The sequence below is a fragment of the Microbacterium sp. Bi128 genome (assembly GCF_918698205.1).
Genome location: NZ_CAKKMM010000007.1, coordinates 25,222 through 37,681 on the forward strand (window position 1 = coordinate 25,222; position 12,460 = coordinate 37,681).

Annotated in this window: 11 protein-coding genes; 6 read left to right on the forward strand and 5 right to left on the reverse strand. The window is 69.2% G+C overall.

Translation table 11 applies throughout. The features are described 5' to 3' along the window. Nucleotides 1–115: 115 nt before the first annotated feature. The 4 genes from LQV45_RS01420 to LQV45_RS01435 all read right to left on the reverse strand — a co-directional run bounded on the left by LQV45_RS01420 (nucleotide 116) and on the right by LQV45_RS01435 (nucleotide 4,391). Nucleotides 116–1,012 (reverse strand): carbohydrate ABC transporter permease, encoded by an 897-nt coding sequence (locus LQV45_RS01420; protein ID WP_230005402.1) that lies wholly within the window; start codon nucleotides 1,010–1,012, stop codon nucleotides 116–118. After that, the gene (locus LQV45_RS01425; RefSeq protein ID WP_230005403.1) at nucleotides 1,009–1,941 is read right to left on the reverse strand and encodes a carbohydrate ABC transporter permease; all 933 of its coding nucleotides are present in this window, start codon (nucleotides 1,939–1,941) and stop codon (nucleotides 1,009–1,011) included. The genes LQV45_RS01420 and LQV45_RS01425 overlap by 4 nt, the downstream gene beginning before the upstream one ends. Before the next feature lie 102 nt (nucleotides 1,942–2,043). Further along, nucleotides 2,044–3,300, reverse strand: coding sequence for an ABC transporter substrate-binding protein (locus tag LQV45_RS01430; protein ID WP_230005404.1), 1,257 nt, complete (start codon nucleotides 3,298–3,300; stop codon nucleotides 2,044–2,046). Nucleotides 3,301–3,341: 41 nt separating this feature from the next. Further along, nucleotides 3,342–4,391, reverse strand: coding sequence for a nucleoside hydrolase (locus LQV45_RS01435; protein WP_230005405.1), 1,050 nt, complete (start codon nucleotides 4,389–4,391; stop codon nucleotides 3,342–3,344). Between the two features lie 142 nt (nucleotides 4,392–4,533). Here LQV45_RS01435 and LQV45_RS01440 point away from each other — a divergent pair, with 142 nt between their 5' ends. The 3 genes from LQV45_RS01440 to LQV45_RS01450 all read left to right on the forward strand — a co-directional run bounded on the left by LQV45_RS01440 (nucleotide 4,534) and on the right by LQV45_RS01450 (nucleotide 8,049). Beyond that, nucleotides 4,534–5,571 (forward strand): LacI family DNA-binding transcriptional regulator, encoded by a 1,038-nt coding sequence (locus LQV45_RS01440; RefSeq protein ID WP_230005406.1) that lies wholly within the window; start codon nucleotides 4,534–4,536, stop codon nucleotides 5,569–5,571. Nucleotides 5,572–5,701: 130 nt separating this feature from the next. Beyond that, the gene (locus tag LQV45_RS01445; RefSeq protein ID WP_230005407.1) at nucleotides 5,702–6,790 is read left to right on the forward strand and encodes a VanZ family protein; all 1,089 of its coding nucleotides are present in this window, start codon (nucleotides 5,702–5,704) and stop codon (nucleotides 6,788–6,790) included. A gap of 5 nt (nucleotides 6,791–6,795) precedes the next feature. Continuing rightward, the gene (locus LQV45_RS01450; protein WP_230005408.1) at nucleotides 6,796–8,049 is read left to right on the forward strand and encodes a wax ester/triacylglycerol synthase domain-containing protein; all 1,254 of its coding nucleotides are present in this window, start codon (nucleotides 6,796–6,798) and stop codon (nucleotides 8,047–8,049) included. Between the two features lie 39 nt (nucleotides 8,050–8,088). On the opposite strand, the gene LQV45_RS01455 is transcribed toward LQV45_RS01450, so the two are convergent. Continuing rightward, nucleotides 8,089–8,766 (reverse strand): neutral zinc metallopeptidase, encoded by a 678-nt coding sequence (locus LQV45_RS01455; protein ID WP_374208121.1) that lies wholly within the window; start codon nucleotides 8,764–8,766, stop codon nucleotides 8,089–8,091. Here LQV45_RS01455 and LQV45_RS35850 point away from each other — a divergent pair. The 3 genes from LQV45_RS35850 to LQV45_RS01465 form a co-directional block, all read left to right on the forward strand. Then, on the forward strand, nucleotides 8,647–9,096 hold the full coding sequence (locus LQV45_RS35850) for a hypothetical protein (RefSeq protein WP_374208122.1): 450 nt from the start codon (nucleotides 8,647–8,649) through the stop codon (nucleotides 9,094–9,096). The genes LQV45_RS01455 and LQV45_RS35850 overlap by 120 nt on opposite strands. A 105-nt stretch (nucleotides 9,097–9,201) precedes the next feature. Next, nucleotides 9,202–10,380, forward strand: coding sequence for a substrate-binding domain-containing protein (locus LQV45_RS01460; RefSeq protein ID WP_138172688.1), 1,179 nt, complete (start codon nucleotides 9,202–9,204; stop codon nucleotides 10,378–10,380). Next, nucleotides 10,380–12,460, forward strand: a 2,081-nt coding sequence (locus tag LQV45_RS01465) for an ATP-binding cassette domain-containing protein (RefSeq protein WP_230005409.1), incomplete at its 3' end; no start/stop codon positions are given. The genes LQV45_RS01460 and LQV45_RS01465, both read left to right, overlap by 1 nt.

Consider the following 12,460-nt stretch of genomic DNA (forward strand, 5'->3'; position numbering starts at 1 on the left):
TCCTCGACGGTGACGTCGTCAGCCGCCGGGGCGCTGAGACGGAAGCCGCGCGACCTCGGGGCGACACCGGGACTGACAGAGAAGGGCGCCCGCAGAGGGCGCCCTTCTCTGGCGATCAGCCCTTGACCGCTCCGGCCAGTGCGCCCTGGACGAAGTAGCGCTGGAACAGCAAGTAGACGATGAGCACCGGGATCGCCGACATGAAGATGAAGGCGTTCATGGGGCCGTAGTCCGTTCCGTGCTGCGTGGAGAAGCTCTGCACCGCGAGTGGGATCGTCCAGTTCGACTGGCTGCGCAGCAGCGTGGTGGCCATGGCGTATTCGTTCCACGTCGCCACGAAGTCGAGGACGAACAATGCCGCGAGGGCGGGCTTGGCCAGCGGAAGGATGATCTGCCAGAAGATCCGGAAGGTGGAGGCCCCGTCGATGCGGGCCGACTCCTCGAGCTCCTCCGGGATGCCACGGAAGAAGCCGTACAGCACGAAGATCTGGTACGGGATGCCGAACGCGAGGTAGGGGAGGATCAGCCCGTACAGGGAGTCCAACAGTCCCAGGTCGAGCATCGTGCCGAACAGCGGTCCGAGTCCGATCTGGACGGGCACCATCGAGCCGATCGCGATGATCATCAGCACGATCCGGCCACCGCGGAAGCGGATCCGAGCCAGCGCGTAGGCTGCCGCCGCGGCGATGGCCAGGCCGAGGGGGACCTTGATGATCGCGACGATGAGGCTGTTGGTCGCGGTCGTCCAGAAGTCGCCGGTGTCGATCGCGGCGGGATAGTTGCCCCATTCCCACGAGGTCGGCAGGGACCACATCGCGGTGTTGTTGAGGTCGGGTTTGCTCTTCACCGACGTCGTGAACATCAGATAGAGCGGGAGGAACCACAGCAGCGCCGTGATCGCGAGGGCGACCCACAGGCCAATGCCGACGTAATCGCGGCGACCGCGGCGACGCTGTGCCTTCTCATCGAAGAGCTCCGGCGCGAGGACGGGGGTGGCGACGGCACTGCTCATCGGTCTTCTCCCTTCATGGACCAGGCCATATAGGGAATGACCAGGGCGAGTGTGACGATGAGCAGCACGGTGGCGACGGCGCCCCCCATGCCGAACTGGTGGTTGGTGAACGACTGCGTGTACGACCACAGCGCGAGGACCTGGGTGGATTGCGCCGGGCCACCGCCGGTCATGCCGACGACGAGGTCGAAGACCTTCAGCGAGTTGATGATGGTGAGGATGACGACCACGACGGTGGTGGGGCGCAGCGCGGGGACCGTCACCGCACGGAACCGCTGCCAGGCGTTGGCGCCGTCGAGCTTGGCGGCCTCGACGAGCTCGACCGGCACGGTCTGCAGACCGGCGAGGAACAGCACCATGCTGAAGCCGACGGCCTGCCAGATGTTGGCGATGAAGATCGAGGCGAGGGCGAATTGCGGGTCGCCGAGCCAGGACTGCGTCCATTCCCCCAGTCCGACGGACGTGAGCGCCTGGTTGACGAATCCGAGGGTGGGGTTGTAAATCCACCGCCACATCGCGGCGACCGTGATGGAGGCGAACACCGCGGGGATGTAGAACACGGCGCGCATCAGGTTGCGGCCGATCATCTTGCGGTTCAGGCCCAGGGCGAGCAGGAGCGCGATGCCGGTGGGGATGACGAGCGACGCGATGACCCAGAGCACGGAGTTGCGGAACGCGGTCCAGAACACGGCGTCCTGGGTGAACAGGGTGATGTAGTTGTCGATCCCGACGAAGCTGGGCTGTTCGGTGCGGAACCCGGACCATTCGAAGAACGACAGCCGGACGGCGTCGAGCATCGGATAGAGCAGGAACCAGCCGTAGAGCACGACGGCGGGGATGAGGTACGGCAGCGCGAGTGTGAACCGATGGTGCTTCGGTGTCGTGCGCTTCTTCTGCCGCCCCTGGGTCACGAGGGTGACGGTGGCCATGAGAGTTCCTCTTCGGTGAGTCGGGCCGGGGTGGAGGCGGAGTGCTTCCGGGGTGGTCGGGGGAGGCGGTGGGTGTCCGCCTCCCCCGACCGGGTGTGGCTCTTACTGCGCGTCGCGGAACTTCTGGAACTCGGCTCCGGCGTCGGCCGGGGCGATGTCGCCCGTGAGGACGGAGTTCTGGATGCGCCAGTACTCGGTGGTCTCGGCGGTGGTGAAGTTCTGGTCATTGTTGGTGTAGACGCCCTGAGCCTGGTTGAACAGGTCGGCCCAGATCGCGTTGAGCGGATTGGTGTCGTTGACCGGGACGTCCTTGTTCACCGACAGTGCGGCCCACGCGTCATCGACGATCGCCTGGCCCTCTTCGGAGGTGCCGAAGTCCAGGAACGTGGCGGCGAGGTCGGCCTTCTTCGACGCGGCGTTGACGTAGAACGCCTCACCGAAGCCGTAGAGACGGTCGGTGCCGGTGGGGAACATGAGGATGCCGATGTTCTCGGGAGCGAGCCCGTTGTCGACGACCTGCGAGTTGTACCAGGTGCCCTCCAGCGACATCGCGGCCTGGCCCGAGAAGAACAGCTGTGCGGCGTCGTCGTTGTTGATACCGAGGTAGCCGTCGTTGAAGTAGTTGTCGCCCCACGTCTTCAGCTCGGTGAACGCGGCGGTGACGCACTTCTCGGCAGCCCAGTCGCCGTCGGCGGTGTTGAGCTTGTCGGCGACGTCGGCGCCGCACTCCGTCTCGATGAGGGAATCCAGCAGTCGCATCACGTCCCAGTTGACGGTGCCGCCGAATTCGATCGGCGTGATCCCGGCAGCCTTCAACTTCTCGGCGGCGTCGACCAGTCCCTCGTACGTGGTGGGGGCCTCGGTGATGCCTGCCTGCTCGAAGAGGGTCTTGTTGTAGTAGATGCCCTCACCTTGCTGGCTCCAGGGCACTCCGTGGAAGCCGTCGTACTGGGTGATGCCGGCCATCGAGGCAGGAGTGAAGCGGTCTTTCCAGCCGTACTGCTCGTAGTAGTCGGTCAGGTCCAGGCTCATGCCGACATTGACGAGCTCGCCGCCGAGACCCGAGCCTTCCCAGTACCAATAGATGTCCGGGCCGGCATTGGTGCCCGCGGCTTGCCGCATCGCGTTCTTGTGTTCGTCGACAGAGCGCTGCTCGAGCGTGACGGTCACGTCGGGGTTCTGCGTCTCGAACTCGTCGATCAGCGCGGTGATCGCCTCGCCCTGGCTGTCTTCCTGAGTGGGCATCCAAATGACCAGCTCGTTCTCGCTGCTGCCGCCGGCGCCGCCGGAGCAGCCGGCGAGAACGACGAGAGCGGTGGCGGCCAGGGCGACAGTGCCCAGCTTCGTGGTGGAGTGCATCGTTGCTTCCTTCGTGGTGCGGATTGTCGGATTCGGGGTCGTCAGTGGTCGGGGTCTGCGAGGGTCTGCCAGTCGGAGAACTCGCGCAGCTTGAGGTAGAAGTCTTCGAACATCAGCCGGGTGTCCACCCACGTGTAGACGCGCATCGGTCGGGCGTCGGGCCGGTCGACATAGTGCCCGTCGTCGCCGATCTGCGGGGTGGGGCGGGTGAGGTGGCGGCTGGAGGACGCGTCGGCTTCGAACAGCGATTGCAGGACCGTCAGGAGCACCAGCGGCGAATCGCCCAGGGCGTACGTCTCGGCAGGGCCGCGTCCTTCGAGCTCCGTGCGCCGCATGACCTCGGCGGTCTCGTTGTAGAGGTACTCACCCACCGGCCCCGTCGCCGCGACACGGATGCGAAGCTCGGCATCCGAGACCAGGCACTGCCGGTAGACGTCCCGGGCGACCTGCCAGATCGTGAGGGGGGAGTCGTTGAACACGACCTGCCCGGCGGCGACGTCGATGAGCAGGTTGTACTCGATGGGCATCGCGTTCGGCGGCGGCACGGCGAGACCTTCGTGCTCGCCGCCGCCGATCCAGATGACGGTCATCTTCTCGGCGATGCGCGGCTCCATCAGGTACGCCGACGCCAGGTCCGTGAGTCCACCGCCTGCCACGAAGAACAACGGACGATCGTCGTCGCGCATCGCTTCGGCGATGATCGCCTCGGCGGCCGCGGACGGCTGCGGTGAGGTGCGGTCGGTCAGGGGGAGGTCCGAACCCTGGACGATGACGTCGGTGGAGTCCAGGCCCAGGCGGGCGAACACATCATGCACGACGCGGACGGCGTTGGCCGCGGTGTCGGGGCCCGGGTCGAAGGGGTCCCCCTCGCGAAGGTGCGATCCGACCACCAGCGGGATCTCGACGGTCGTCGAGAGGAGGTGGTGGACCAGCTGGTAGAGGTCGTCGGGGTCGCCGGAGAAGTCGTTGTCGATGATCACGCGCGCTCGGGCCACACCCCGCGGAGCGATCTTCTGCCACGGGGCGTTGCCGAGCGACCAGCTCTTCGTGGCGTACCGGGGCGGCGGTGTGGTGGTGGGGACCTGCGTCATCGTTGACCTTCTCGAAATCGTGCGATCGGTTCGTGGAACCGGTTGACCAATTAGGCAATCGTTAACTTATGAAACCTGAAATCGATTGCCTATACACTGGTAGTGCTCGTTACCTGATCGTTATCAAGCGGAGGAGCACGTGATGGGTCGGTCCGCTTCGCTTTCCGCCCGGCCGAGCATGGCCGACGTCGCGCGCGTCGCGAACGTCTCCGCCCCCACCGTGTCGAGGTACTTCACCGGAAGCGGTTACGTGAGCGCGGAGACGCGAGAACGCATCGCCGCCGCGGTCGACGCGCTCGGGTACCGCGTCAACCAGGCCGGCCGAAACCTCCGGCTGCAGCGGACGAACTCCGTCGGCGTCCTCGCGCTGGGGGCACTCAACTACGGAAGCGCCGGGGTCCTGACCGGACTCAGCCTCGCTGCGCGCGCGGCCGACTACACCCTGAACATCATCGAGCTCGACCTGGATTACGACGCAATCGGCTGGGAGAAGGAGGCGGCACGCGCCCTCGACCACTTCCTGTCGATGCCCGTCGACGGAATCGTCCTGTCCACGCCGGTTCGCGGCGCGGAAGCGCTCATCGACACCATCAGTCGGAACACCCCCGTCATCACCGTCTCCGAGTTGCCGCACTCACGGGATGCCTCCGCGAGCACGCAATCCCACACCGCCGGGTACGAAGCGACCCGTCACCTCATCGCGCTCGGGCATGAACGGATCGTGCATCTCGCCGGGCCTTCCACCCGAAACGAAGCCGCCGAACGAGAGCGCGGCTACCGGGACGCGATGCGCGAGGTCAACCTGGCCCCCGACGTCGTCGACGTCGCCGTGGACTGGTCCTCCGCCTCAGGATTCAGGGCGGGACAGCTCGTCGACCCCGCCACCTTCACCGGCGTCTTCGCCGCGAACGACGAGATCGCACTCGGTTTCCTGAGCGCCATGGAGAAGCGGGGACTCCGAGCCCCCCACGACTACTCCATCGTCGGTGTCGACGACATGCCCACCGCCGCCTACTTCTCTCCGCCCCTGACCACCATGCGCCTCGACTTCCGCACGCTCGGCGACCACACCTTCCGAATGCTCCACCACGAGATCCTCACCGGGGAACGGCCGCGACACCTCGTCGTGGAACCCCAGCTCGTTCGAAGGGAATCGACGGCGCTCCGCGAGCGATCGTGATCCGCGCGCGCTCGGCGCGCTGCGGTCGTCGACGTTCCGCCGTTCCGGAGACCGCGGGCCTTCCCCGAGCGGCATCGCGTCGGGTCGAAGCCGTGCCGCGGCGGCCGTCGACGTTCCCTAGGCTCGCGGAGTGAACAACATCCTCGGGTCGGGCATGCTCGCGGTCGCCCTCGGTGGAATCGTCGCGTTTCTCGCTTTCATCCCCTTCGTCGCGGTCAGCTATCGCCGTCGCGGCGGACTGACCACCGGCCGCACCCTGCTGTGGGCGAGTGCGGCGGTGTACTTCTGGGCCATCTGGACCTACACGCTCGTCCCGGTGCCCGAGTCCGACGACTACCGGTGCGCCGGCCGGAACCTGCGACCGTTCGAGTTCGTCGACGAGATCCGCGCGGCCGTCGCGGTCTCGGGCCGTTACCTCACCGATCCTGTCGTGCTGCAGGTCGCGCTGAACGTGCTGCTGTTCGTGCCCCTGGGGTTCTTCCTGCGGGTGCTCGGGGGCCGCGGCATCCTGATCGCGGGCCTCGTGGGCCTGGGCATCTCGGGGATCATCGAGACGACGCAGCTCACCGGCGTATGGGGCATCTTCCCGTGCGCGTACCGCGTCTTCGACGTCGATGACCTCATCATCAACACCTTCGGCGCCCTCCTCGGATCGCTCCTCGCCTTCGCGGTGCCCAAGAAGCACCGTGGCGCGCAGAAGACCCCGGATGCCGAGATCCCCCGCCCCGTCACGCGCGGGCGTCGCCTGCTCGGCATCCTGTGCGATGTCGTCGGGGTCGGGCTCGTCGGCTCGGGCGTGGCGGTGGCGGTGCAGGCGGTGCTGCTGCTGGTCGTGGGCGACCCCGGCCGTACCGGCGACATCGCCTCGGTCACAGGCAACACCGTGGCCGCGCTCGTGTGGCTGGTCGTGATCCTCGGCACGGGTCGCTCGATCGGCGACCTCGCGACCCGCGTCCGGTACACCGACGGCGTGCTGCCGCGCTGGCTGGCGCGGCCGCTGCGATTCCTCACCGGGGCCGCGGCCTACACCGTGCTCGCGGCCCTCCCCGCGCCGTGGTCGCTGTCGGCGTTCCTGCTCGCCGTCGCGACGGTGGTGATGCTCTTCGTCTGGCGCGACGGTCGGGGCCTCACCGGCTGGATCGGCCGCCGACGACTCGTCGACGACCGCGAGGGCGTGGTGAGCCCGACGGTGGATGCCGCGTCGGGCCCCCTACGCTGATCGGCATGGGGGAGCCTCTTTCTCCGGACGATGCGCGCATCCTCGCGCTCGAATCCGACGCGGTCCGCGGGCACGCGCTCAAACTGCTGATCCTCGAGCCCGGCACGGCGCTCGACCTGGATGCCGTGCGCGCGAACGTCCTCGCCCGTCTCGCCGCCTTCCCGCGTGCGCGGCAGCGGGTCGTCGACGGCCCCGACGGGCCATCGTGGCAGGACGCGGACGACCTCGACCCGCGCGCCCACGTGCGGAAGTTCCCGGCCGCGGATCCCGTCGAGCTGCGTTCCGTCGTCGGCCGGCTGATGTCGGAACCGCTCGACCGGGCCCGACCGCTGTGGACGATCGACCTCATCGGCCCTCTGGCCGATGGCCGTGAGGCCCTCGCGGTCCGCCTGCACCACGCGATGGCCGACGGCATCACGGCGGTCCGCTTCCTCGACACGGTGGTCTTCGAGCCGCACGATGCTCCGACGCACGAGGTCGGCATCCGTGATCCCGATGCCCGTCCGACCCGCTGGAGGGAGTGGGAACGGATGCCGCTCACCCTCGCCCGCGAGCTGGGTCACCCGGGTTCTCCGTCGCCGTTCGACCGTCCGCTCACGGCGCGGCGGGCGCTGGCGTTCGCGGACGTGCCGCTGCGCGAGGCCCGCGAGGTGGGGGCGTCGCGGCCGGATCACGCGACCGTGAACGACGTGCTGCTGGCCGTCGTCGGCGGAGCGGTGCGCCGCGTGCTCGAGCGGCGCGGGCACGTGCCGCGCCTCAACGCCCAGGTGCCGGTGAGCCTGCACGAGGCGGGGGAGGACGCCGCGACCGTCGGCAACCGCGACTCGTTCATCGACGTCGACCTCTGCCTGCACGAGACCGATGATCTGCGCCGCCTCGACCTGCTCAGCGCCCAGACCCGGGAGCGCAAGCACGGCCGCGACGCCCGCTCGCTCAACGAGCTGTTCCACGCGCTGGCGGCCGCGGGCCCGGTCGGGTCCGCCCTGCGCGGCCTCGCCGACAGCCCTCGGGCCTTCGCGCTGTCGGTGTCGAACGTGCCGGGGCCGCGGGTTCCCGTCGCCGTCGGGCGACGCCGCGTCGCCCACGTCTACACCTCTTCGGAACCGGCCCCGCACCACGCCTTGCGGATCGCCGCGATCTCGAACGACCGGTGGCTGGGGGTCGGGTTCTGCGTCGACCCCACCGCGGTGCCCGACGTCGAAGCGTTCGCCGACGCGGCCCACGACGCGTGGGAGGCGCTGCGCGGGGCTGCCGGCTGACGTCGCACTCACACCAGGGGGCGAGAGCGCCGGCGGACCTTACAGGCTCCCCGCCGGCACCGCGAACGTGTCGCACGCGTTCACGCCGCCCGCGCGCCCGGCCTCGAACCAGCGCTGACGCTGGTCGCTCGAGCCGTGCGTCCAGCTCTCGGGGTTGACGACCCCGCCCGATTCGGCCTGGATGTGGTCGTCGCCGACGGATGCCGCGGCACCCAGCGCGTCCGTGATCTGCTGCGTCGTAGGCGGCTCGAGGTAGGGGGTGCCTGCCTCGTCGAGCTGGTCGCCGGCGTCCGCCACCCACGCGCCCGCGAAGCAGTCGGCCTGCAACTCGGTGCGGACGCCGTTGCTCGCCGGTCCCGTGCCGTTGTTCGGGTGCTGCTCCATGACGCCGATGAGGTTCTGCACGTGATGGCCGTACTCGTGCGCGAGCACGTACAGCTGCGCGAGCGGACCCGCGGTGGTGTCGAACTGTTCGCGCAGGAGCGCGAAGAACGTCGGGTCGACGTACACTGTCTCCTCCGGCGGGCAGTAGAACGGTCCGGTGGCGTTCGAGGCCGTGCCGCATCGCGTCGACGTGGAGCCGTCCACGATGATCAGTTGCGGCTCGCGGTACCCCTCGAGGGTCTTCTGCCAGAACTGGTCGATGTTGAGCGATGCGGCCGCGAGGCGGCAGTCGTCGTTGCGGTTGGCATCCTGACCCGTCTCGCAGCTCGCGATGCGCTCGCCGCCGCCGGCGGGGTTCTGCTGGCAGGGCTCCTGCGCACGCCGACCCTCACCGCCGGCGACGACTACCTGCTGCCCTCGATCGCCGCGGTGGTCCTGGGCGGCACCGCGCTGACCGGCGGGCGCGGCAGCGTCGTGGGCACCGCCCTCGGTGCGCTCTTCCTGGCCCAGCTCACCCAGCTCGTCCAGACGTTCACGCAGGCCACCGCCGTGCAGAACATCGTCCAGGCGCTGATCATCGGCGTCGGCATCGTCGCCCAACTGCAACTGGGCGGCACCACCTCCCGCATCCGGAATCTCATGCGACGGCGCCCCGGAGCCTGACCGCGGCTCACCCCACCACCGCGACCCGCCCGGGTCGACGGGCGATCCGTCGCGCCCCCACACGTTCCTGCACACCCGATCACCCACTCGAAGAGGAGTACCCCCATGATCACCACAGCACCCGCACGGCGAGCAGGTCTCGCCGTCATCGCCCTCGGCGCGCTCGTGCTCGCCGGCTGTTCGTCCACCAACAGCGCCGGCGGCGGCACGGAGGGCGCGAACAACCTCACCGCCGACATCGCCGCCGGCAGCGTCGGGACGATGGACCAGTTCGCCAGCATCGCCGACATCTGCCCCGCCGACGGAGAGAAGGTGTCGGTGGGCGTCGTCGACGGCTACGGCACCAACACGTGGTCCAAGACCGTGCTCGCCGAGATCGAGAGCGAGGCGGCCAAGTGCGACGCCATCTCGGGCGTCGAGTTCATCGCGGGCCGCGGCGACCTCGAGGCGACCACGTCGGGCATCACGAGCCTGGCCGCCAAGGGCACCGACATCATCCTCGTCATCCCCGATGCCGGTCCCGGTGAGGCGCACCTCCCCGCCATCCGTCAGGCCACCCAGGCCGGGTCGATCGTGGTCAACTTCGCCTCCGACCCGCAGGGCACCGCCGGCACCGACTACCTCGACTACACCGACCAGATCCCGACGTTCGTCGGCAAGTCCAAGGCCCAGTGGATCGTCGATCAGCTCGGCAGCGCGGGCGGAAACGTCGTCTTCTTCGGCGGCCCCTCGGGCGCCCTGGTCTCGACGCAGGAGTTCGCCGGCGCCAAAGAGGTCTTCGACGCCAACCCGCAGATCACCCTCGTGAACACCGAGCCGATCTGGACGAACTGGGACCCCGCTCAGGCCCAGCAGGCGATGGCCGGCGTGCTCTCGCAGGGCCAGCCCATCAACGCGATCATCGCCGACTACGGCGCATCGGCCTCGGGTGTCATCCGTGCGTACGAGGCCGCGGGCCAGCCGCTGCCGATCCTCACCTCGACGGACGACAACTCCCTCAGCTGCGGCTTCGCCGACCTCAAGGCCAAGAACCCGGGCTACGAGCTCGCCACGGTCTCGTCGCGCACCTGGATCGGCCGCGTCGCCCTGCGCAAGGCTCTCGCCGCGAAGTTCGGTGGGAAGGATGCCGAGCCCTCGCTGTACGAACTCGCACTGTTCGAGGACTCCACCGGCACCACTCCCGGCGCCGTGACCCCGGACAAGGCGTGCCTGTCCTCGGCGCCCTCCGACGCGACGCCGTCGACGCTGCTGACCGCTGACGAGATCACGAAGCTCTTCGGCTGATGAACGAGACCCCCACGACCGTGGCATCCGCACTCACTCTCTCGGGCATCACCAAGACCTACCCCGGTGTCACCGCGCTGGACGCGGTCTCGGTCGACATCGCCGCCGGTCGCGTGCACGCCGTGCTCGGCGAGAACGGCGCCGGAAAGTCCACCCTCGTGGGGATCGCGGCGGGGTCGGTGGTACCGGATTCCGGCATCATCGGCCTCGCCGGCCGCGAGTTCGACCGCATCCGGCCCGCCGAGGCGCGCGAGGCCGGACTCGCCATCGTGTACCAGATCCCCGCGCTGGCGCCTTCTCTGAGCGTGGTGGATGCCGTGCTCCTCCTGCTCCCGGCGAGCAAGCGCCCCTCGCGCCGGACCGCCGCCGCGTGGGTCACGGCCCACTTCCAGCGGCTGTCGCTGAAGATCGACCCGCACGCGCTGGTGTCTTCGCTGTCGTTGCGAGAGGCGCACCTGGTCGAGATCGCCGCCGCCCTGGCATCCGATCCCCGTGTGCTCGTGCTGGACGAGCCGACCGAGGCCCTCGGTCCCGAGGAGACCGCGTGGCTGTTCGCGCAGGTCCGGGGTCTGCTCGAGAAGGGCGTCGCGATCGTCTACATCACCCACCGCATCCCCGAGGTGATGGAGATCGGCAACGATCTCACCGTGCTCCGCGACGGCCGCGTCGTCGGCCGCGGGCTCGTCGCCGACTTCACCGCCGACGAGGTGGTCGAGCTCATCGTCGGCCGGTCGCTGGAGACGACCTTCCCCGACAAGCCCGCTGCTCCCGCCGCGTCCGTGGCGCCGGCGCTGGAGGTGCTGGAGCTCAGCGGCCCCGGCTACGACAACGTCTCGTTCTCGGTCTTCCCCGGGCAGATCATCGGCTTGGCCGGTGTCGAGGGCAACGGCCAGCGCCGGGTCCTCCGGGGTATCGCCGGCGGCGGTTCGACCGGGGGCCGTGTGCTCGTCGGCGGGCGCGAGATCTCGACCCGCTCGCGCCGGTCGGCGGCGGCCGCCGGCGTGGTGTTCCTCCCCGGGGACCGCATCGGCGAAGCGATGTTCGGCAAGATGTCGATCCGCGAGAACGCCGTCGCCGGAGCCCTGCGCGCCGCGATGCCGGGCGGGGTCGTCCGCCGCAGCCGCGAGTACGAGCTGACCCGCGAGGGCGTGGCCGGCCTCGCGGTCAAGACGCCCCACTTCGAAGTCCCGGTCTCCTCCCTCTCGGGCGGCAATCAGCAGAAGGTGCTGCTCGCCCGCGGACGACTGGGCAACCCCAAGGTGCTGCTGGTCGAGGACCCCACGCAGGGTGTGGACGCCGGTGCCCGCGTGGACATCTACGCGTTCCTGCGCGAACTCGCGGCGTCGGGCGTCGCCGTCGTCGTGCTGTCGACGGATGCCGTCGAGCTCGAGGGCCTGTGCGACCGGGTCGTGGTGTTCTCGCGCGGTCGCGTGCAGACCACTCTGATCGGTGACGACGTCGACGAGCGCGCGATCACGGGGGCGGCGGTGCTGTCGTCCGAGACCGCGTCCGTCGAGGTCGCCGTGACCGCACGTCGTCCGCGTTCGCGCAGCATCCTCGCGGGAGAGACGCAAGCGGTGGTCCTGCTGGGGCTCGCTGTCGCGCTCTCGGTGGTCACGTCGTTCGTGTCGTCGGCGTTCCTCAGTCCGCTGAGCATCAGTCAGCTGCTGGCGGCCGCGAGCGTGCTGATCCTCGTCGGTCTCGCGCAGCTGGTCGTGGTCATGACGGGCGGCATCGACCTGAGCATCGGGTCGGTGGTCGCGCTGTCGGCGGTGATCCTGTCGTTCTTCGCGCAACAGGGGATCGGGTTCTTCCTCATCGGCGTCGTCCTCGCCCTCGCCGCGGGAGCCGCGGTCGGGTGGGTCAACGGTCTGCTGGTGACGCGCCTCTCGCTGCCCCCGGTCATCGCCACACTCGTGAGCTCGATCGCCGTCCTCGGCCTCGCGCAGGTGCTCCGGCCCAGCCCCGGGGGAGCCGCCCGCGCGGACGTGCTCACGACCCTCGGCCTCGCGGTGGCCGGTGTGCCGATGATCCTGGCGTTGGCCGTCGCGATCGCGGTGGTCATGTGGTTCGTGATCCA

Coding starts and splice junctions, on each gene's coding strand:
- LQV45_RS01420 (WP_230005402.1), bottom strand. CDS start 1,012: ATGAGCAGTGCCGTCGCCACCCCCGTCCTCGCGCCGGAGCTCTTCGAT.
- LQV45_RS01425 (WP_230005403.1), bottom strand. CDS start 1,941: ATGGCCACCGTCACCCTCGTGACCCAGGGGCGGCAGAAGAAGCGCACG.
- LQV45_RS01430 (WP_230005404.1), bottom strand. CDS start 3,300: ATGCACTCCACCACGAAGCTGGGCACTGTCGCCCTGGCCGCCACCGCT.
- LQV45_RS01435 (WP_230005405.1), bottom strand. CDS start 4,391: ATGACGCAGGTCCCCACCACCACACCGCCGCCCCGGTACGCCACGAAG.
- LQV45_RS01440 (WP_230005406.1), top strand. CDS start 4,534: ATGGGTCGGTCCGCTTCGCTTTCCGCCCGGCCGAGCATGGCCGACGTC.
- LQV45_RS01450 (WP_230005408.1), top strand. CDS start 6,796: ATGGGGGAGCCTCTTTCTCCGGACGATGCGCGCATCCTCGCGCTCGAA.
- LQV45_RS01460 (WP_138172688.1), top strand. CDS start 9,202: ATGATCACCACAGCACCCGCACGGCGAGCAGGTCTCGCCGTCATCGCC.